Origin of the sequence: Chryseobacterium arachidis (assembly GCF_900129245.1) — a bacterium.
In the GTDB taxonomy this organism is placed as follows: domain Bacteria; phylum Bacteroidota; class Bacteroidia; order Flavobacteriales; family Weeksellaceae; genus Chryseobacterium; species Chryseobacterium arachidis.
Map to the genome: position 1 here is coordinate 699974 of NZ_FQUT01000001.1, position 20344 is coordinate 720317.

A 20344-nucleotide genomic window follows, 5' to 3' on the forward strand; every position below is an offset into this window, starting at 1 on the left:
TTATCATCTATCATTTATAATTACTTGTCGTCAGAATATTCTCCTATCAAAGAATAGTATCCGAAAATTGCCATTCCGCCGGAAACAATCGGTACCAGTACGAAAAGAATGATGATTCCGAATACGAGGTCTTCCTGTTTTCCTGAGGTGAGTTTTGGGATTCCCATCACGGTTATTCCGAAGTAGGCAACAACCAGGGCAATTAAAATCCAAACGATGCCTAATATTTTTTTTAATCCGTCCATTTTGTTAGATTTAAAATTAATAAATTTTTAAGTGATTACCCCTATTAATCGTGGATATTTTGATTCTTATTTTTAAGATAAATCAATCCGATAAGCAAGCAGACTGTGGCAACTCCAATCGGATACCAAAGTCCTTCCAGATACCACGTTGCATGACCTGCATCTTTTCCTTGAGTTACAAGATAGGTTGCCACCGCAGGAAGTAATCCTCCAAACACGCCGTTACCAATGTGGTACGGTAAAGACATCGATGTATAACGGATTCTTACCGGGAACATTTCAACTAAGAACGCCGCAATCGGACCATAAACCATCGTTACAAAAATCACCTGAATGAAAACTAAAAATACCAAATACCATCTCGTATCGCTGTTCAGTGTAATTGATTTTGAAACTTTGGGTTCTTCCGCTTTTCCGTCTTTCATTACAGGACCTGTTGCAGACCAATGAACAATACTGTCTTTTTTGATTAAAGTGCCGTCTGTGTAAGCAGTTTCTTTGTGGAAAGTAATTAAACTGTCTGTTGCAATCGTTTTGTGAATTGCTGCAGTTCTTGTTTCTTTAATTCCGTTTTCGGCAACGGTTTTTGCTTCTATGTTGACACTTTTGTACATGCTGTCGTAAATCGGTCGGTAGGCTAAAATCGCTACCAACATTCCCGTCATCATAATCGCTTTTCTTCCGATTTTATCTGAAAGCCAACCGAAAAATACAAAGAACGGTGTTCCCATCAATAATGCAGTTGCCATTAAATAATCGACCTGCATCGAATCAATATTCATTACTTTTTGAAGGAAACTCATGGCGTAGAACTGTCCTGTGTACCAAATTACACCCTGTCCCATTGCAGCTCCAAATAATGCCAATAAGACAAATTTGAAGTTGAATTTATTCCCAAAACTTTCTTTTAAAGGATTTTTTGAAGTTTTCCCTTCACTTTTAGCTTTAGCAAACAAAGGAGACTCCTTCATATTTTTTCTGATGAAATACGAAACTCCTACCATTAAAATGGAGATCCAGAACGGAACCCTCCATCCCCAAGCATCAAATTCTGCTGCTGAAAGTGAGTTTTTGGTAATTAAAATCACAATTAATGAAATGAAAAGTCCTGCTGTAGCGGTTGTCTGAATCCATGAAGTCCAGTAACCTCTTCGGTGGGGTTGGGAGTATTCTGCCACATAAGTTGCTGCTCCTCCGTACTCTCCACCTAAAGCTAAGCCCTGTAAAAGTCTTAAAATTAAAACTAAAACAGGGGCCATGAATCCAATCGTTTCATATCCCGGAATACATCCAATCAGGAATGTGGAGAACCCCATGATTAGTAAAGTTACCAAAAACGTGTATTTTCTTCCGATGATGTCACCCAATCTTCCGAAAAATAAAGCTCCGAAAGGTCTTACGACAAATCCTGCGGCAAAAGTTGCCAGCGTAGATAAAAATGCTGCGGTAGGGTTGTCGGCAGGGAAAAATTTGGTGGCCAAAACAATTGCCAAACTTCCGAAAATATAGAAATCATACCATTCTATCAGAGTTCCGAGTGATGACGCAGTAATGACGCTCCAGATGGTGCGGTTTTTCTGCTTATCTGTCATATTATCGTAGGCATCGTGGTGTTGTTCGCTCATATCACTAGATTTTTTTTGTTTAAATTATTATAACGGAATTAGTCTTTTTTATAAATAAATCTGAAGCTGTACAATAAATTCTCCTTTAGACTTCGGACTTTCTGTTGCACTCGTGTAAACGGGTCTTGTAGAATATTGTGTAGTAATTTTTGCGTGATGACCGTCCAAAAACCAGTTGGCTCCCACATCAAATTGTGAAGAAGGTTTGTCAAATGCTTCAAAATCTTTATAAGTATACGCCGCAAAAGGCTGGATTCTGATTTTCGGTTTCTCTGCCTGACTTGGTAATAACAGTCCGGCTTGAGCATAAACCACATTTCCGGTCCCTATCATCGGTTGAAGATTTCCTGGACCTGCTAAAGCTCTCTGTCCTACAAAATTCGGGTCATTGGCTGCAATGTTCATGGTTCCTAAATTTCTCACGTAATTCGGACCGAAATTGTAGTTGAAATAGCCTGCATACGCCGAAACCGCCATTTTATTTTTAGCTTCACCTAATGGAATATCTGCAAAAGCATCTACAGAAAGCAAAGTAATGTCGTGTTTTTCGATATTTGAATTAACTGAAGTTCTTGTTCCCTCTGCCTGATGATAAAAACCCGCTCCTACATTGAAAACTTTTTTAGTCCCCAAATAAGAACCCACCTTGAAAGGAAGAAGATTAGATTCTGTGTCTAAGAATTGATATTCAAAATAACCTGCTTTAGACCAGTTCGGATTTCCGTTGTTATCTACTGCCACTTCATTTCCGGGAACTAAAGTGTTTGCCGGAGTTAAATCGGTTGCGAATGGTTTGTTTAAACTCATTCGGTATTCAAATTTTCCGTATTTTCCTTTTGCGAAAATTCCCATTTGCCTTGCAAACTGATCAGAATTATCAATCAGAGGCCAGCTGAAAATAGGAGAGTCTACCGTAAGGAAATTAAGCGTAGAAGCCATTGTCATACGGGAAAGCCCCATGTAATAATGAAGACCGCCTCCCAAAGTCAAACTGAATTTTCCTGCTTCACCCGGCATTAAAACTGCATATTCATTCCACGCATCATGAAAGAAAAGCTGAGGTTTTTTTCCGTTTCCATAGCCACCAGTGCCTGCAGAGCCTGTTGCGCCGCCATTAATAAAAGTTTGATTATTGATCCCAAAATGAGCGAGAATCATGTATCGTTTCGTAACCTGTGCATAGGCTAAAATACGTGCTCTTCGGTTTCCTAGGTTCCAGGTGTTGTCGGTTGGCTCGCCTCCGACCATACTTCCGGGGTTCATTTCTGTGTTTTTGATCCAGAACTGATCCCATAAAATAAATCTGATATATTTATCTCCTTCAGGATTTAAGTTAATTTTTAAACCATTTCCATAGTCAGGAGACCCTTGTGAATATACAGAACTGCTGATTAAAGCTAATCCAATAAAACTTAATACTTTCTTCATAAATTATTAATTTTTTGGCTGTTATTTTGTGAAAGCCAAATTGTAATTAATAATTTGTTTGAAGAAATTTAATATATATTAATGGTAATACTATAGTTGTAAATTATAAATTATGAATGATGAGTGTTGAAATAGGTAGATTTTTGAATGATTTTTAATATTTAATATTCTGAATTTAAGGTGCTTATTTATTTTGATTATGCATGGTAAAAACTCATAATTAATAACTTATAACTCATAATTCTAAAAGCCTATTTTTTAAACCGTTCCCACTTAATCAACATATACTTGTCGGCAAACTGTGTGATAATCAATCCGGAATTTTTTATATTTTCTTCCTTGCTCATGTATTCAATCAACTCATTTTGTTTTAAAACTTTATATACCGGATGGAATTCTGAATGGGGAGGTCGTATAATATTGTATTTCTTAATCCATGAACTGATCGTAACATGTGAAACGCCTATAATTCTTTCTATTTCACGAAAACTCAAGCCTTCAAGGTAAAGTTGTAAAGCTTTGGTTACATAGTAATCATCAATCTGTTTTCCGAGTTTTTTTACGGTAAAATAATAGTTGCAGTCTTTGCAATGGAATCTTTGTTTTTCATTGATGATTCCGCTTTTTACGACCTTGGTACTATTGCATTTAGGACATTGATTTTCCATGTCTATATCTTTTTAGCAAATATATAATAATTTAGCAAAATGTTAATTCATTATAAAGATAAAATTACCTGTGTATTAATTTAATTCAATAAAATTATCTTTTTTATTTGGTTTTAAAAGAAATTATATTTTAAATTTGCCAAAAAATTTAGATAAATAAATGGAAATAGAAATTTCCTCATCCATGCATCTGATGTATGTGAGTGAAATACAACAGGAAATGTATGATTCTGCACAGCGTAGAGGGACGGGTATTGCAAAACGTTCCATAGAGTATTTAAGTAAGAAGATTTCAGAAGGCAATGCTGTGGTGGCTACTGAAAATGGAGAGTGGGTAGGCTTCTGTTATATAGAAACCTGGTCGCACGGTCAGTTTGTGGCTAACTCCGGACTGATTGTTTCACCGAAATTCAGGGAAAGAGGTGCTGCAACTTTAATTAAGAATAAAGTTTTCCAATTATCTAGAGATAAATATCCGAATGCGAAAGTGTTTGGACTTACGACAGGTCTTGCCGTAATGAAGATCAACAGTGATTTAGGCTACAAACCGGTAATTTATTCTGAACTCACTCAGGATGATGAATTCTGGAATGGCTGTAAAAGCTGTGTGAATTATGATATTTTAATGAAAAAAGAACGTAAAAACTGCCTTTGTACGGCAATGCTTTTTGTTCCGGAAAATATAACAAAAAATGGAGCTGCCCATACGCAGCCGGAAATTAAATATAGCAATGAAATGAGCCAAACCGATATTGAGTATCCTGTACAAAATTCTCTTGGCGAATTCCAGATGACCATTAAAAATAATAAAAAGAGTCCAGATGAAAAAGAAAGTCATCTTAGCGTTTAGCGGAGGTTTGGATACCTCTTACTGTGCTAAATATCTTAGTGAAACACTAGGATATGATGTGTATGCAGTTACTGTAAATACCGGAGGTTTCTCTAAAGAGGAAGAAATAGAGCTGGAGAAAAAAGCCTTGAATCTTGGGGTGAAAGAGTACAGGTGCGTAGATGCTCAGGAAGATTATTATAATTCTTGTGTGAAGTATTTAATTTTTGGGAATGTACTGAAAAACAATACTTATCCTTTATCTGTGAGCGCAGAACGTACGATTCAGGCCCAGGAAATTGCAAAATTTGCGATTGAAGTTGGAGCCGACGCCATTGCTCACGGAAGTACAGGAGCAGGAAATGATCAGGTTCGTTTTGACTTGATTTTCCAGGTGATGTGTCCGAATGTAGAAATCATTACGCCGATTCGTGATATGGCTTTATCCCGTGAAGAAGAAATCGAGTTTTTAAAAAATCACGGTTACGAAATGGAATTCCAAAAAGCACAATATTCTGTGAATAAAGGACTTTGGGGAACTTCAGTCGGAGGAAAAGAAACGTTGACTTCAAGAAATTATCTGCCTGAAGAAGCTTTTCCTTCCCAAATTAAAGAAACTAAGCCTTCGGAATTGGAAATTGAGTTTAAAAATGGGGAAGTTGTAGCGGTAAACGGAGAGAGTTTTGAACATTCAGTTTACGCGATTCAGAAAATAGAGGAATTAGCCTCAGCTTATGGAATCGGTCGTGATATTCACGTTGGAGATACGATTGTGGGAATTAAAGGAAGAGTTGGTTTCGAAGCCGCTGCGGCATCTGTGATCATCAAAGCGCATCATTTATTAGAAAAACATACGCTTTCAAAATATCAGCAGATGATGAAGTCTCAATTATCCGATTGGTACGGAAACTGGCTTCATGAAGCACTTTTCTTAGATCCTGTAATGAGAAATATCGAATCTTTCTTGGTAGATTCTCAAAAAACAGTTAGTGGAAAAGTTTTTGTAACCCTTCATCCTTACAGATTTATCTTAAATGGAATTGAATCTGAACATGATTTAATGTCTGATAAATTCGGAAGTTATGGTGAAGCAAACAGAGCATGGACAGGCGAAGATGTGAAAGGCTACACCAAAATTGTAAGCAATTCTTTAAATATATATCATCAGATTAATTCAGCATTATGATGATGAACCCGAAGGGTTCAATGAATAGCTTTAGGTAAAACCTATGGATTAAAAAAGATCAATATAAACGAAGAACCCGAAGGGTTCAATAAAAGTAGCCGTAGGTGAAACCTATGGACAAGAATAAAAATGATTGAAATTAACAAAACAGCAGGAATCATCGGAGCCAACGGTTACACGGGAAGCGAACTGGTTCGTCTGTTGGCTTTTCATCCTCACGTGTCTTTGAGTTTTTTATATAGTCGATCGAATTCGGGAACAAAGATTTCAGATTTGTACCCGGATTTAGCGACAGTTTGTGAAATGGTCTTGACGGATCAACCTGAAGAGGTAGATATTTTATTTTTGTGTCTTCCTCACAAAGAAAGTCAGAATTGGCTGACCCAAAATCCAGTAAAAGATTCAGCATTAATCATTGATTTAGGAAACGATTTTCGTTTGGATGGGAATTTTGAGAACAGAAATTTTATCTACGGATTACCTGAAATCAACAAAAAACAACTTTCAGGGGCGAAAAGTATTGCCAATCCGGGGTGTTTTGCAACAGCAATTCAACTGGCTTTGCTTCCTTTGGCTCAAAAAGGTTTGTTGAATGAAGTGTACACTACAGGAATTACGGGTTCGACAGGTGCAGGTCAATCTTTGCAGGCGACAACACATTTTACCTGGAGGAATGATAATATTTCAGCATATAAAACTTTGACGCATCAGCATGTGGATGAGATTTTACAGCAGTTAGTTTCTTTTAATACAAATGAAATCAATCTAAATTTTGTTCCATGGAGAGGGGATTTTGCGAGAGGAATTTTTACAAGTTCCACAGTGAAAACAGATTTAGAACTTTCAGATATAGAGCGGTTGTTTAAGGATTTTTATGCAGATGAACCTTTTGTAAAAGTAAGCGAAAAAGCAATTGATCTAAAGCAGGTTGTCAACACGAATCGCTGTGTGATACAGATTGAAAAGAGTGGAAATGTTGCGGTTATTCACTCAGCGATTGACAATTTGTTAAAAGGAGCTTCCGGGCAGGCTGTCCAAAATATGAATATTGCGATGGGATGGGAAGAGAATTCAGGATTGAACTTAAAGCCGATTGCATTTTAAAAGTCAATCGTGAATTTAACAACTCCATTTAAAAATGACTTAGGAAAATGGAGCGTTAAGAAAATTAAAATTTAATCCGTTAAGAAATTTCCACTGTTTGAGCACGAGACAAATTTTCAACCGAAGAACAAATCTTCAATTCGTGCGAGTTTTGGAAATTTTAGGATTTAATTTAAATTTTTAGCGAAAGTTTCCAAGTCTTGAACTTTTGTTTCTTTTGTTTCAAGACAAAAGAAAAATATTAAAGATAAGTTGCTAGAAAAACAAGCAACTATCAACCAACAACAATCAACTAAAAATGAATTTATTCAACGTATATCCATTATTCAACATAAATCCGGTAAAAGCTCAGGGATCATTTCTTTGGGACGATAAAGGAGAAAAATATCTTGATTTTTATGGAGGTCATGCCGTGATTTCTATCGGGCACAACCATCCGCATTATCAGACTCAATTGAAAAACCAGTTAGATAAAATATCTTTCTATTCAAACTCCGTTCATAATGAATTACAAACTGAATTGGCAGAAAAATTAGGAAAGCTTTCAGGTTTGGAAGATTATAATTTATTTCTGTGCAATTCCGGTGCAGAAGCGAATGAAAATGCTTTGAAACTGGCTTCTTTTCATAACGGAAAAAACAAAGTGCTGTATTTTTCAGGTTCATTCCACGGAAGAACTTCGGCAGCAGTTTCGGTTACAGATAATCCAAAAATTGTAGCTCCGGTAAACTATGATGAAAGATTCATCAAATCAGAATGGAATAATATCGAGCAGCTTGAACAAATCTTTGAAGAACAAGGAAACGAAATTTCATCTGTAATAATAGAAGGAATCCAAGGAGTTGGAGGAATTATGATTCCAACGGTTGAATTTTTAACGAAAATCAAAGAACTGTGTGAAAAACATGATGTTGTTTTGATTCTGGATGAAGTTCAGTCAGGCTACGGAAGAAGCGGGTATTTCTTTGCCCATCAGGAATTTGAAATTGAAGCGGATATCATTACCACAGCAAAAGGAATGGGGAACGGTTTCCCGATTGGCGGTGTTTTGATTCACCCGAAATTTCAGGCAAGCAATGGTTTGTTGGGAACAACTTTCGGAGGAAATCATTTAGCTTGTGTTGCAGCGATTGCTGTATTGGATGTCATGAAAGATGAAAATCTCATCGAAAATGCTCAGCAAATGGGCGTTTATATTGAAAATGAAATTAAAGATTTTCCACATATTAAAACCATCCGAAGGAAAGGCTTGATGATTGGTATTGAACTCGACAGGGATTGCTCAGAAGTGAGGAACAACCTGTTGTACAATCATCATATTTTCACGGGAAATTCTAATGATAAGGCTGTGTTGAGGATTCTTCCGGCGCTTACCATTAAAAAAGAAGAAACTGATCTGTTCATCAGTGCTTTAAAAACTGTTTTAGAAAATCTTTAAATTTTAATTAACCACAAAAGTTACAAAAGTTTTAAATACTATAAATAAACAAAATATAAATCTGTGATAAGAGCAAAAAAGGATTGCTGGTAATCAAAGATTTTAGCTTATGTGAACTTATATTTTCAAAGTATTAAACTTTAAAATTGATAATAATCTTTTGTGACTTTTGTGGTAAAACAAATCAATTCAAAATGAAAAAATTCACCTCTGTAAGTGATGTAGAAAACTTACAGGAAATTATAAAAAAAGCGTTACAAATTAAAGAAAATCCTCTTTCTGAAACCAAGAAAGGAAAAGGAAAAACCATAGGACTTGTCTTTTTAAATTCAAGCTTAAGAACCCGTTTAAGTAGCCAGATTGCAGCACAGAATTTAGGCTTAAATGTTTTAACATTAAATGCTGCTCAGGAAGCATGGAACCTGGAATTTGCAGATGGAGCTGTTATGAATGGCGACACGGTTGAACACATCAAAGATGCAATTGAAGTATTAAATCAATATTGTGATATCATTGCAGTTCGTTGTTTTGCAGGAATGAAAAGTAAAGAAGATGATGTGAATGAAAGCATTTTAAGTCAATTTGAGCAACATGCAAAAGTGCCGGTTATTTCGCTGGAATCTGCGACACGTCACCCTTTGCAAAGTTTGGCAGATTGCATCACAATTACAGAAAACTGGCACTTCGACAAGCTCAGTGTAAACCGTAAGCCGAAAGTGGTTTTGACCTGGGCTCCTCACATCAAGCCGATTGCTCACGCGGTGGGAAATTCTTTTGCAGAATGGATGCAGGAAATGGACGTAGATTTCGTCATCACAAATCCTGAAGGGTATGATTTAGATAAAAACTTTACTAAAGATATGAAAGTTATTCATAATCAGGATGAAGCGTTGAAAGATGCAGACTTTATTTATGTTAAAAACTGGTCGTCTTTTGATGAGTATGCAGCGATGCCGGAAGTGAAAGAAAGCTGGATGTTAACAAACGAAAAATTAGAAAAGACCAATAATGCAAAGGTAATGCACTGTCTTCCGGTTCGTCGAAATGTAGAATTGAGCGATGAAGTGATGGATGGTGAGAATTCTATCATTTATCAGCAGGCCAAAAACAGAATTTTCTCGGCCCAGGCGGTTTTTTCAGAAATTTTAGATGAAATTAATTCAAAATAATTAAATCATGCAAGAAAAGCTTTTCGTCATAAAAATAGGTGGTGCTTTGATTGATGATGAGGAATTATTAGAGCAGTTTCTGGAGCAGTTTGCTGAAATTCCGGAAAAGAAAATCCTTGTTCATGGTGGTGGAAAACTGGCAACGACTTTAGCAGATAAATTGGGTATTGAGCAAAAGCTGATTAACGGACGAAGAATTACCGATAAAGATACTTTGGATATTGTGGCAATGGTGTATGCAGGAGGAATCAATAAAAATATTGTCGCAAAACTTCAGCAGAAGAAGTGTAAAGCCATAGGTTTTTCCGGCGCTGATGCCAATTTAATTAAAGCTAAAAAACGGGAACATAAAGAAATAGATTTTGGATTTGTGGGCGATATTACTGAAAAAAGTGTAAACAAGAAATTGATTTCAAAGTTGCTTAAACTTAAATTGGTTCCTGTGTTTTCAGCGATTACCCATGATAAAAAAGGTCACCTTTTCAATACGAATGCAGATACGATTGCTTCGGTTATTGCACAGGCTTTATCGGTAAAATACGATGTGGAATTATTGTATTGCTTTGATAAAGAGGGCGTTTTGGGAGATGTAAACAATCCTGAATCTGTTATTAAAAATATATCCGAAGAAGAATTTTCAGCCTTAAAAGACGAAGGTAAACTTCACAAAGGAATTCTTCCCAAACTGGAAAACGCTCTTGGAGCGGTGAAAAATAATGTAAATAAGGTATTCTTAATTAAGGAAACCGAACTAAAAAACCATATAGAAAACCATCATGCAGGAACTGAAATCTGTTTATAGTAAAGAAGAATTACTGAATAATGCAGTAGAACTGTTGAAAAAACTGATTGAAATTCCGTCATTCAGCAAAGATGAATTTAACACGTCTGTGGAAATTGAAAACTTTTTCAAAAAACATCAGATTCCGACAAAACGTTTTAAAAATAACATCTGGGCGGTGAATAAAAATTTTGATGTTTTCAAACCGTCAATTTTGCTGAATACGCATCATGATACGGTGAAGCCCAATAAAGCTTACACAATAGATCCATTTTTACCTATTGAAAAAAATGGAAAGTTATTCGGATTGGGTAGTAATGATGCAGGCGCTTCTTTGGTTTCGATGGCGCAGGTTTTTTTACATTTTTATGAGAAAGAAGATTTACAATATAATTTAGTTATTGCTTTGACGGCCGAGGAGGAGATTTCAGGGTTTGATGGGATCGAGGCTTTATTTCCACAGCTTCCGAATGTGGAGCTCGCCATTGTAGGAGAACCCACGCAGATGAATCTGGCGATTGCGGAAAAAGGACTTTTGGTTATTGACGGGGAAATGAAAGGAACTCCTTCTCATGCTGCTCATCCGAACGACGATAACTCGATTGTAAAATGTATGGAAGATCTTCAGAATATTCTGAGCTTTAAATTTCCAAAAGTTTCGGATTATTTGGGTGAGGTAAAGATAACGTTGTCGGGAATTCATGCCGGAGTTCAGCACAATGTAGTTCCGGAATCTTGTACTTTCACTTTGGATGTACGAGTTACCGATGAATATTCTAATAAAGAAGCGTTTGAAATTATCCAATCGCAAATGAAATCGACTTTAACGGCAAGGTCTTTCAGGTTGAACTCTTCAAAAATAGAAATGGATCATCCGTTCGTACAGGCAGGTTTGGAAATCGGAAGGACAACGTATGGTTCCCCAACTTCATCCGATCAGGCGATTATTCCTTGTACATCTGTGAAGCTCGGTCCGGGCGACAGCAGGCGCTCTCACACTGCGGATGAATTTATTTTCATTGAAGAAATTGAAGAAGGAATTGAAATTTACATCAAAATTCTGGAGAAAGTTTTATAGGCTGGAAGTAGTAAATGTGATGATTGAAGTCTATGCAGTGTGTAATAACGGCCTAGGAAAAATGGAGCGTTAAGAAAAATAGTTTTATGAACGTTAAAAAAATCCCACTGTTTGAGTGCGACACAAATATTGAACCGAAGAAATAATGTTCAATTCGCACGAGTTTTGGGATTTTTAGAGAATAAAAATATTTTTTAGCGGAAGTTTCCAGTCTTGAATTTTTGTTTCTTTTGTTTTAAGACAAAAGAAAATTTTAAATTAAAAAAGAAATTTTATGAAAAAAATATGGCAGAAAGACGATAATGCCACCAATATATTAGTCAATAAATTTACAGTCGGGAAGGATCTTGACTTTGATGAGCGTTTGGCGAAATATGATGTCAAAGGTTCGATGGCACATTGTAAAATGCTGGCAGAAGTTGGAATTATTTCCAATGAAGAATCAGAGCAGATGCTAGCTGTTTTGGCAGAGATTTTAGAAGATATCGAAAATAGAACTTTTGAGATCGATAAAAATGCGGAAGATATTCATTCACAGATTGAATCTATTTTAATTGAGAAGTTAGGCGATACCGGAAAGAAAATACATACGGCAAGATCTCGTAATGATCAGGTTTTATTGGATATTAAACTGTATTTAGTCGAAGAAATCCGGGAAATTACAGCTTTGACGGATGAATTCTTTCAAATATTAATTAAATTGGCAGAACAGCACAAAAATGTTTTGCTTCCGGGATATACCCATTTACAGATTGCGATGCCATCCTCATTTGGATTATGGTTTGGTGCGTATGCAGAAGCGTTGTTGGATGATATTGAACTATTGTTTTCGGTAAAAAATATCATTAATAAAAATCCATTGGGTTCGGCGGCAGGTTATGGTTCGTCTTTCCCGATTGATCGTGAGAGTACGACGTATAACTTAGGCTTTCAGTCAATGAATTATAACTCTGTTTACGCTCAAATGACGCGCGGAAAATCAGAGAAAATGCTTTCTATGGCAATGGCGACTTTGGCGGGAACATTGGGTAAATTTTCTTATGATGTTTGTCTATATTTGAGTCAGAATTTTGATTTTATCAGTTTTCCTAAAGAATTTACAACGGGAAGCAGCATTATGCCTCATAAGAAAAATCCGGATATTTTTGAATTGGTTCGTGCGCGTTGCAACAGAATCCAATCGTTGCCGAATGAATTTATTTTATTGACAAATAACCTTCCTTCAGGATATCACCGAGATATGCAGTTAACGAAAGAAATTCTTTTTCCTGCCATTGATTCTTTAAAGGAATGTTTGGCGATTTTAAATTATACTTTACCGAATATACAGGTGAAAGATGGAATTCTTGAAGATGAAAAGTACAAATATCTTTTCAGCGTAGAGAAAATCAATGAAGAAGTGAAAAACGGAAGTTCATTCCGTGATGCCTATGTGAAAGTGGGGCAAGAGATTGAGAATAATGAATTTGATTTTGAAATTGGAAACTTAAATCATACTCATAAGGGAAGTATTGGGAATCTTTGTTTGGATAAGATTGAATATCAGTTTAATAAACTGAAAAATAAATTATTGGGGTAAATTAAAAATTTAAAAACTAGAAGCAAACTAAAAAAATGCTTTTAGTTTTTAAATATTATTTTTTAAATATTTCCTGCCGATGATATTGTAGGTATATTTTATTTTCATCTTTTAATTCAATTCTAATTGCTTCGTCAATTCCAAGTTTGTCAAAATTAGTAAGTGAATTTGAAATAATTATAATTCCATTATCATCAAAAGATATAAAACCTAAGTCAAATAATTTATCATAAGTCGGCAATAATAATAAACCATTGTATTTATCAATTTTTTCATTATTAGTTGATTTTTTCCAGGGTTTAATATGAGATGCAATTAAAAATCTTGAATCATTAAATTTTGAAATTACACAACTGCCTTTCCAGAGCTCAATTAAATCATCTCTAAACTTGCCTTGTCCGATACGGCTTAGAATTATTGCTTCTTTTTCAAGAGTTGTTAATTGCTTATCGGCTTTTACTTGCTCAATTTCGCTAATTGTATTGTTAATTAATTGACGATTTGTTTCAAGAAATTCTATATACAAGTCCAAAGATCGACTATACATCCTATTTCCTGTTTTATTTTTTTCAAAAAAAGTATCATAACTAAAATATTCATCCTTTATTCTAAGTAAATCATTAGCATTACTTACTTTATAAAGATCAATATCTTTGTTTAATTGTTTTTTGAAATGATTAGAAATGGTTGTTATTGTATTTGAATATTTATCAGGCCTGGTTATTTTTGTTTTAGTTTCTATAAGCCAGTTGTTAAATTTGGTTTTCATATTTGTTTCCTGTGTTAATAGTTTGGTTTGATATCTACAGATTTATAAATCAATCCAGATCAATCTTAAACTTAGTAGACTTTTTCACCTCATGAAGCACGATAGAACTATGGTATTGCCCGATATTAGGAATATTTGAAATTACATTGACGGCAAATTCATTGTAAGAATTGATATCCTTTGCAATGATCTTCAACATATAGTCGTATTCACCGGAAAGACTGATGATTTCCTGAACTTCATCGTGTTTACCAATGTTTTTCTCGAATGTTTCCAAAACTTTCTGAGATTGTTCTTTTAAACGGACATTGCAATAGACCACGATATTCAAACCTAATTTTTCACGGTTTAAAAGCCCGACATATTTCTCAATAATCCCGTTTTTCTCCAATTGCTTGATTCTTTCATAGGTTGGAGTAAAGGTAAGACCAATCTTTTCCGAAATTTCTTTCACGGATAAAGTGGAGTCTTCCTGAATTATGCTGAGAATCATTCTGTCTTTTAAATCCATATCATAATGTTGAGTTGTAACAAAAATAATATTTAAAAATGAAAATAACGAGAGATTATCATTTTTTAATCTAAATCAAAATTTAGTTTTGTCAGTTTGTAAAATTGTTGTATCTTTGCACCTAATGAATAACACAGTATTTATATCATTAGAATTACCGGGCGTAGACGCCCTTTACGATATTTATTTATTTTAAGCGAAGATATTTTCTTCGCTTTTTTTTTGTGAAAATTTGAAAATATTATGTTTACAATTACAGAACTAAGCACCGAGAGAATCAACAGTATAGTAACAGAAGCGCTGGCTTTTGCCAACGGAAAAACTGCCAAAATAGAAGGCGAAGTTTTTTGTTCAAACCTTTTCTTCGAAGACAGTACAAGAACAAAGACAAGTTTTGATATTGCCGAAAGAAAATTAGGATTACAGGTTGTTCCTTTTGATGCATCTCACAGTTCGGTAAACAAAGGAGAAAGCCTTTATGATACGGTAAAAACTATTGAAAGTCTTGGAGTAAATCTTGTCGTAATCAGAGATAAGAAAGACCGGTATTTTGATGAATTAAAAAATATAAAGATTCCTATTATCAATGGAGGAGACGGAACAGGAAACCATCCTTCCCAATGTATGCTCGATTTAATGACGATCTATCAGGAATTCGGAAAGTTTGAGGGCTTAAAGGTGGGAATTGTAGGAGACGTAAAACACAGCCGGGTTGCCAATTCGAATGCAGAAGCATTGAGAAGATTAGGTGCAAAAGTATACTTTTCAGGACCCGAACAGTGGTTTGATGAAGGGGCTTTAATTAATGGAACTTATCTTTCAGTAGATGAATTAATTAATGAAGTTGATGTTTTAATGCTTTTAAGAATTCAACACGAAAGACACGATGCAAAAATGAGCTTCTCAGCTTCAGATTACCACAGAAAATATGGTTTGACGAAAGAAAGAGAAAAAGCAATGAAAAAAGAAGCCATCATCATGCATCCGGCTCCAATCAACAGAGGAGTGGAAATTGATACAGACTTGGTGGAATGCGAACGCTCAAGAGTTTTCAAACAAATGCAAAACGGCGTTTTCGCGAGAATGGCAATCTTAAAAGAAGCCTTAGAAAAAGAGGGGTATACTTTTAAATAAAAAGAGACAAGCTAAAAGAAATAAGTAAAAAGTTGGTGAGCCCCGAAGGGGCGAAATATCAATAGCCGCGGGTGAAACCCGTGGAAAACAAAAAGAGATAAAGATTATCCAAGCCCCAGAGGGGCAACCTATTAATAGCCATGGGTGAAACCCATGAAACAAAGATAGAGATTAAAAGAGCTCTGTAGGAGCGATCTGTTAATGAAGATCAATAAAATAAATAATAAGAGATAAAAGTTTAAAATGAAGAAAAAATTAATACTGGAGTCCGGTGAAGTGTTTCATGGAGAAGGTTTCGGAGCAGAATTGGAAACGGCAGGAGAAGTGGTTTTCAATACCGGAATGACAGGGTATCAGGAACTGATTTCTGACCCATCTTATTGCGGTCAGATTGTGTGTATGACCTATCCATTAATCGGAAACTATGGGATTAATAGAGATGATTATGAGAGTATAGAACCGGCAATCAAAGGTCTTATCGTAAAAGAGCTTTGTGATTTGCCTTCAAATTTCCGTACTCAGATTACTTTAGATGAATTATTTAAAAAGAAAAACCTTTCAGGAATTTCAGGAATCGATACAAGAAGACTGACAAGAATTCTTCGTAACCATGGAGTTGTGAAAGGTAAAATCGTAAACGCTGATGCAGACGAAAGCACAGTAGTTTCAGAATTAAAATCAACAAACTTCCCTACCAATCAGGTAGAGCAGGTTTCTACAAAAACGCCTTACGCAAATCCGGGAAGAGGGTTGAAAGTAGTATTGGTAGATTTTGGATCTAAATTAGGAATTATCAGAGAATTATCTCAAAGAAACTGCGATATCACGGTAGTTTCTCAGGATGTAACTGCAGAAGAAATTTTACTGATGAATCCGGACGGAGTAATGTTGTCAAACGGTCCTGGCGACCCGGAAGATAACCAACAAGCTCTTGAAATGATTAACGGAATTCTAGGAAAAGTTCCGATTTTCGGAATCTGTTTAGGACACCAATTGATCGGTTTGGCTTGTGGAGCCAAAACTTTCAAATTAAAATTCGGACACAGAGGAGGAAACCATCCGGTGTTGGATTTAGAGAAAAACAAAGTGGCCATCACTTCTCAGAACCACGGTTATGCAGTTGATCAGGAAAGTTTAAAAGGTACAGATTTAATTGAAACTCACATCGCCTTGAACGACAGAACAAACGAAGGTCTGAAACACAAAATTCACCCTTGTTTCTCAGTTCAATATCACCCGGAAGCAAGTCCAGGCCCTGAAGATGCGAACTATTTATTTGATGAGTTTATCCAGTTAATGGAAGATTTTAAAAAGTAGAAGATTAATTTGGGCAGCTTAATCCGCCTTCCACTCCCAATCTTTTTTGCAGAACATTTCGGCTAAAATAGAAAAATCAGGATGGCAAAAAAGGATTTCCGCTCAAGTCGGGCTGCGTGCAATTCGCCGCTGAAATTTAAGTATCAGAATTCAACGAATCCGAAAGATTCAATATGAATAGCCGTAGGTGCAACCTATGGAAATGGTGAAAAAATCATCAATAGAACCCAAAAGGGTTCAAAACTAACAAAAAGGATAAATTTAAAATGAAAAGAAACGACATAAAAACAATTTTAGTAATCGGTTCAGGTCCAATCATCATCGGTCAGGCGGCAGAATTTGATTACGCAGGAACGCAGGCTTGTCTGTCTTTGAAGGAAGAAGGCTACAAGGTAATTTTGATCAACTCAAACCCTGCAACGATTATGACGGATGTTGAAATCGCAGATAAAGTATATATCGAACCGATTTCACTTCAGTTTGTAAGTCATATCATCAGAAAAGAGCGTCCGGATGCGCTTTTACCAACTTTGGGTGGACAAACTGGTCTTAACATGGCGGTAGAATTGGAAAAATCAGGAATTCTTGAAGAATGTAAAGTAGAAGTTTTAGGAACAAAACTTTCAGCGATCAACAGAGCGGAAGACAGAGATTTGTTCCGTGAATTGATGAGAGAATTGAACGAGCCGGTTCCGGAATCAGACATTGTAAATACGGTAGAAGGAGCTTTAAATTTTGCTAACGAAATCGGTTATCCTGTAATTGTTCGTCCTGCCTTCACAATGGGAGGAACAGGTGGTGGAATCGCTGCCACTGAAGCAGAATTAAAAGAAATCGCCGAATTAGGATTAAAACACAGTCCTGTTACACAGTGTTTGATTGAAAGATCCATCGCTGGTTTCAAAGAAATCGAATATGAAGTAATGCGTGATGCAAACGACAACGCAATTGTGGTTTGTAACATGGAAAATATAGATCCGGTTGGAGTTCACACAGGAGATTCAATCGTTGTGGCGCCTTCTCAAACGCTTTCAGACAGAGAGTATCAGATGTTGAGAAACGCTTCACTAAAAATCATCAGAGCTTTAGGAATTGAAGGGGGATGTAACGTACAGTTGGCATTAGATCCACATTCATTCAACTATTATATTATCGAAGTAAACCCGAGAGTTTCCCGTTCATCAGCTTTAGCATCAAAGGCAACTGGTTATCCGATTGCTAAAATTGCTGCAAAAATCGCAGTAGGATTAACACTTGATGAAATCATGAATCCTGTTACAGGAAAGACTTACGCTTGTTTCGAACCAGCTTTGGATTATGTGGTAACTAAATTTCCAAGATTCCCGTTCGATAAATTCGAAACTGCGGACAGAAGATTATCAACGCAAATGAAAGCGACGGGTGAAGTAATGGCCATCGGAAGAAATTTCGAAGAATCTTTACAGAAAGCCATCCGTTCATTAGAAACAGGAATCAGACATATCGGTTTAAAAACGAAACAAGCTGCAGCTTTAACAGCTGAAGAAATCGAAAGAAGAATCAGAGTTTGTGATGACGAAAGATTGTTCATTATCGGTGATGCTTTAAGAAGAGGATACGATTGGGAACAAATCGTAGAATGGAGTAAAATCGATAAGTTTTTCATCTGGAAAATCAAGAAATTAATTGATTTCGAAAAGACAATTGCTGAAAATAAATTCAACAAAGAAATTGTATTAGAAGCTAAAAAATTAGGTTTCGCAGATGTAAATATTGCAGTTCTTTGGGATGTGACTGAGCGTGAAGTTTTCAATTTCAGAAAAGAAAACGGAGTAATGCCGGTTTATAAAATGGTAGACACATGTGCTGCGGAATTCGAATCTGAAACCCCATATTTCTACGGAACTTACGAAGAAGAAAACGAAAGCGTTGCTTCCGATAAAGAAAAAATCATCGTTCTGGGTTCAGGACCTATCAGAATTGGACAGGGAGTTGAGTTCGATTACGCGACAGTTCATTCAGTTTGGGCAATCAAAGAAATGGGTTACGAAGCAATCATCATCAACAACAACCCTGAAACAGTTTCTACAGACTTCTCAATTTCAGATAAATTATACTTCGAACCATTAACGGAAGAAGATGTAATGAACATCATCGAATTGGAAAAACCAAAAGGGGTAGTCGTACAGTTTGGTGGCCAAACAGCGATCAACTTAGCCGATAAATTGGCAGCTCACGGAGTTCAGATTTTGGGAACTTCTTTGGAAGATTTAGATAGAGCTGAAAATAGAGATAAGTTTGAAAAAGCCCTTCAGGAAATGGGAATTCCTCAACCTTTAGGAAAAACTTCAACATCGAAAGAAGAAGCCATTAAAATCGCTAACGAAATCGGTTATCCGGTTTTAGTTCGTCCAAGCTACGTTTTAGGAGGTAGAGCCATGGAAATTGTGTACTCAGAAAGCGAATTGGCTCATTACATGGAGTTTGCGGTAGATGCAAGTCCGGAACACCCAGTTTTGGTTGACAGATACATGGTTGGAAAAGAAATTGAAGTTGATGCAATTTGCGATGGTGAAACGGTAATCATTCCGGGAATTATGGAGCACATCGAAAGAGCAGGAGTTCACTCTGGAGACTCGATTGCGGTGTATCCTCCACAGAATATTTCACAAAGTGAGGTTGATACTTTGGTAGATTATACGCAAAGATTAGCAAAAGGATTGAATGTAGTTGGTCTAATGAACATTCAGTACGTTCTTTTCGAAGGAAATGTGTATGTGATCGAAGTAAATCCACGTTCATCAAGAACAGTTCCTTTCTTGTCTAAAATCACGGATGTTCCAATGGCAAATTTGGCGACGAAAGCAATTTTAGGTCAAAAACTGACAGATTTAGGATACAAAAACGGATTGGTTCCAAATAAAGAAGGGGTTTTCGTAAAAGTTCCTGTGTTCTCTTTCTCTAAATTAACGAAAGTTGATATCTCTTTAGGCCCTGAAATGAAGTCTACGGGAGAGGTTATGGGTAAAGATACAACACTTGAAAAAGCTCTTTACAAAGGATTGGTTGCAGCGGGAAGAAAAGTTCCGATGCACGGTTCGATCTTGTTCACAGTAGCCGATAAACACAAGCAGGAAGCGGCTGATTTGGCTGCTAGATTCCATGAAGTTGGTTTCAGAATCTGGGCTACGGAAGGAACGGCGAAATTCTTCGAAGAAAAAGGAATTCCTTGTAAAATAGGCTACAAAATAGGAGAGGAAGATGTAAACCTAATCGATCTGATTCAGAAAGGAAAAGTTCAGTATGTTGTTAATACGACTACAAAAGGAAAACAAGCTGAAAGAGACGGTTTCCAGATCAGAAGAATGAGTGTGGAAAATGGTGTTCCTTGTTTAACATCAATGGATACAGTTGAAGCGATCTTGAAAGTAATCGAAAGTATGAGTTTCAAAATGGAAACGATGTAGTTTTCGGATTAAGATAAAGTAAAAGGCGGGAGATTTT

General features: G+C 36.1%; 17 protein-coding genes. 11 read left to right on the forward strand and 6 right to left on the reverse strand.

The annotated features are described in order from the left end of the window. Nucleotides 1-20: 20 nt before the first annotated feature. The 4 genes from BUA89_RS03120 to BUA89_RS03135 form a co-directional block, all read right to left on the reverse strand. On the reverse strand, nucleotides 21-245 hold the full coding sequence (locus BUA89_RS03120) for a DUF6814 family protein (protein WP_072953159.1): 225 nt from the start codon (nucleotides 243-245) through the stop codon (nucleotides 21-23). A gap of 44 nt (nucleotides 246-289) precedes the next feature. After that, the gene (locus BUA89_RS03125; protein WP_072953160.1) at nucleotides 290-1870 is read right to left on the reverse strand and encodes an MFS transporter; all 1581 of its coding nucleotides are present in this window, start codon (nucleotides 1868-1870) and stop codon (nucleotides 290-292) included. Between the two features lie 48 nt (nucleotides 1871-1918). After that, nucleotides 1919-3298, reverse strand: coding sequence for a porin (locus BUA89_RS03130; protein ID WP_072953161.1), 1380 nt, complete (start codon nucleotides 3296-3298; stop codon nucleotides 1919-1921). Between the two features lie 251 nt (nucleotides 3299-3549). After that, nucleotides 3550-3966, reverse strand: coding sequence for an IS1/IS1595 family N-terminal zinc-binding domain-containing protein (locus BUA89_RS03135; RefSeq protein ID WP_072953162.1), 417 nt, complete (start codon nucleotides 3964-3966; stop codon nucleotides 3550-3552). Nucleotides 3967-4126: 160 nt separating this feature from the next. Between BUA89_RS03135 and BUA89_RS03140 the strand changes: the two genes are divergently transcribed. From BUA89_RS03140 to argH, 8 genes are all read left to right on the forward strand, one after another. Beyond that, complete coding sequence (locus BUA89_RS03140) at nucleotides 4127-4816, forward strand: GNAT family N-acetyltransferase (protein WP_072953163.1); 690 nt, start codon at nucleotides 4127-4129, stop codon at nucleotides 4814-4816. Next, the gene (gene argG / locus BUA89_RS03145; RefSeq protein WP_072953164.1) at nucleotides 4788-5981 is read left to right on the forward strand and encodes an argininosuccinate synthase; all 1194 of its coding nucleotides are present in this window, start codon (nucleotides 4788-4790) and stop codon (nucleotides 5979-5981) included. The genes BUA89_RS03140 and argG overlap by 29 nt, the downstream gene beginning before the upstream one ends. A gap of 129 nt (nucleotides 5982-6110) precedes the next feature. Beyond that, a complete protein-coding gene (gene argC / locus BUA89_RS03150; RefSeq protein WP_072953165.1) occupies nucleotides 6111-7085 on the forward strand; it encodes an N-acetyl-gamma-glutamyl-phosphate reductase in 975 nt (324 codons plus the stop codon). A 298-nt stretch (nucleotides 7086-7383) separates the two neighbouring features. Then, nucleotides 7384-8523: an aspartate aminotransferase family protein gene (locus tag BUA89_RS03155; RefSeq protein WP_072953166.1), complete on the forward strand. Its 1140-nt coding sequence runs from the start codon at nucleotides 7384-7386 to the stop codon at nucleotides 8521-8523. 194 nt (nucleotides 8524-8717) lie between these two features. Continuing rightward, entirely contained in the window at nucleotides 8718-9692 is a 975-nt protein-coding gene (locus BUA89_RS03160; protein ID WP_072953167.1) for a Rossmann-fold NAD(P)-binding domain-containing protein, read from the forward strand. 7 nt (nucleotides 9693-9699) lie between these two features. Then, nucleotides 9700-10494, forward strand: coding sequence for an acetylglutamate kinase (gene argB / locus BUA89_RS03165; protein ID WP_072953168.1), 795 nt, complete (start codon nucleotides 9700-9702; stop codon nucleotides 10492-10494). After that, nucleotides 10469-11551, forward strand: a complete 1083-nt coding sequence (locus BUA89_RS03170; protein WP_072953169.1) for a M20 family metallo-hydrolase — start codon at nucleotides 10469-10471, stop codon at nucleotides 11549-11551. The genes argB and BUA89_RS03170 overlap by 26 nt, the downstream gene beginning before the upstream one ends. Before the next feature lie 274 nt (nucleotides 11552-11825). After that, the gene (argH, locus tag BUA89_RS03175) at nucleotides 11826-13130 is read left to right on the forward strand and encodes an argininosuccinate lyase (protein ID WP_072953170.1); all 1305 of its coding nucleotides are present in this window, start codon (nucleotides 11826-11828) and stop codon (nucleotides 13128-13130) included. A gap of 55 nt (nucleotides 13131-13185) precedes the next feature. On the opposite strand, the gene BUA89_RS03180 is transcribed toward argH, so the two are convergent. Together BUA89_RS03180 and BUA89_RS03185 are read right to left on the reverse strand one after the other, a co-directional pair. Beyond that, nucleotides 13186-13899, reverse strand: a complete 714-nt coding sequence (locus tag BUA89_RS03180) for an HNH endonuclease (RefSeq protein WP_072953171.1) — start codon at nucleotides 13897-13899, stop codon at nucleotides 13186-13188. A 49-nt stretch (nucleotides 13900-13948) separates the two neighbouring features. Next, nucleotides 13949-14410: an Lrp/AsnC family transcriptional regulator gene (locus tag BUA89_RS03185; protein ID WP_039365735.1), complete on the reverse strand. Its 462-nt coding sequence runs from the start codon at nucleotides 14408-14410 to the stop codon at nucleotides 13949-13951. A gap of 243 nt (nucleotides 14411-14653) precedes the next feature. Here BUA89_RS03185 and BUA89_RS03190 point away from each other — a divergent pair, with 243 nt between their 5' ends. The 3 genes from BUA89_RS03190 to carB all read left to right on the forward strand — a co-directional run bounded on the left by BUA89_RS03190 (nucleotide 14654) and on the right by carB (nucleotide 20307). Further along, nucleotides 14654-15544, forward strand: a complete 891-nt coding sequence (locus tag BUA89_RS03190; RefSeq protein WP_072953172.1) for an aspartate carbamoyltransferase catalytic subunit — start codon at nucleotides 14654-14656, stop codon at nucleotides 15542-15544. A 243-nt stretch (nucleotides 15545-15787) separates the two neighbouring features. Further along, complete coding sequence (locus BUA89_RS03195; protein WP_072953173.1) at nucleotides 15788-16861, forward strand: carbamoyl phosphate synthase small subunit; 1074 nt, start codon at nucleotides 15788-15790, stop codon at nucleotides 16859-16861. 266 nt (nucleotides 16862-17127) lie between these two features. Further along, on the forward strand, nucleotides 17128-20307 hold the full coding sequence (gene carB, locus BUA89_RS03200) for a carbamoyl-phosphate synthase large subunit (RefSeq protein ID WP_072953174.1): 3180 nt from the start codon (nucleotides 17128-17130) through the stop codon (nucleotides 20305-20307). The last annotated feature ends 37 nt before the right edge of the window (nucleotides 20308-20344 follow it).

Excerpts from the sequence above, each read along its gene's own strand:
- BUA89_RS03195 (WP_072953173.1), top strand. The coding sequence starts at position 15,788 with ATGAAGAAAAAATTAATACTGGAGTCCGGTGAAGTGTTTCATGGAGAA.
- BUA89_RS03120 (WP_072953159.1), bottom strand. The coding sequence starts at position 245 with ATGGACGGATTAAAAAAAATATTAGGCATCGTTTGGATTTTAATTGCC.
- BUA89_RS03160 (WP_072953167.1), top strand. The coding sequence starts at position 8,718 with ATGAAAAAATTCACCTCTGTAAGTGATGTAGAAAACTTACAGGAAATT.
- BUA89_RS03190 (WP_072953172.1), top strand. The coding sequence starts at position 14,654 with ATGTTTACAATTACAGAACTAAGCACCGAGAGAATCAACAGTATAGTA.
- BUA89_RS03170 (WP_072953169.1), top strand. The coding sequence starts at position 10,469 with ATGCAGGAACTGAAATCTGTTTATAGTAAAGAAGAATTACTGAATAAT.
- argG (WP_072953164.1), top strand. The coding sequence starts at position 4,788 with ATGAAAAAGAAAGTCATCTTAGCGTTTAGCGGAGGTTTGGATACCTCT.
- BUA89_RS03125 (WP_072953160.1), bottom strand. The coding sequence starts at position 1,870 with ATGAGCGAACAACACCACGATGCCTACGATAATATGACAGATAAGCAG.
- BUA89_RS03130 (WP_072953161.1), bottom strand. The coding sequence starts at position 3,298 with ATGAAGAAAGTATTAAGTTTTATTGGATTAGCTTTAATCAGCAGTTCT.
- BUA89_RS03155 (WP_072953166.1), top strand. The coding sequence starts at position 7,384 with ATGAATTTATTCAACGTATATCCATTATTCAACATAAATCCGGTAAAA.
- argH (WP_072953170.1), top strand. The coding sequence starts at position 11,826 with ATGAAAAAAATATGGCAGAAAGACGATAATGCCACCAATATATTAGTC.
- BUA89_RS03180 (WP_072953171.1), bottom strand. The coding sequence starts at position 13,899 with ATGAAAACCAAATTTAACAACTGGCTTATAGAAACTAAAACAAAAATA.
- BUA89_RS03135 (WP_072953162.1), bottom strand. The coding sequence starts at position 3,966 with ATGGAAAATCAATGTCCTAAATGCAATAGTACCAAGGTCGTAAAAAGC.
- carB (WP_072953174.1), top strand. The coding sequence starts at position 17,128 with ATGAAAAGAAACGACATAAAAACAATTTTAGTAATCGGTTCAGGTCCA.
- BUA89_RS03140 (WP_072953163.1), top strand. The coding sequence starts at position 4,127 with ATGGAAATAGAAATTTCCTCATCCATGCATCTGATGTATGTGAGTGAA.
- BUA89_RS03185 (WP_039365735.1), bottom strand. The coding sequence starts at position 14,410 with ATGGATTTAAAAGACAGAATGATTCTCAGCATAATTCAGGAAGACTCC.
- argC (WP_072953165.1), top strand. The coding sequence starts at position 6,111 with ATGATTGAAATTAACAAAACAGCAGGAATCATCGGAGCCAACGGTTAC.
- argB (WP_072953168.1), top strand. The coding sequence starts at position 9,700 with ATGCAAGAAAAGCTTTTCGTCATAAAAATAGGTGGTGCTTTGATTGAT.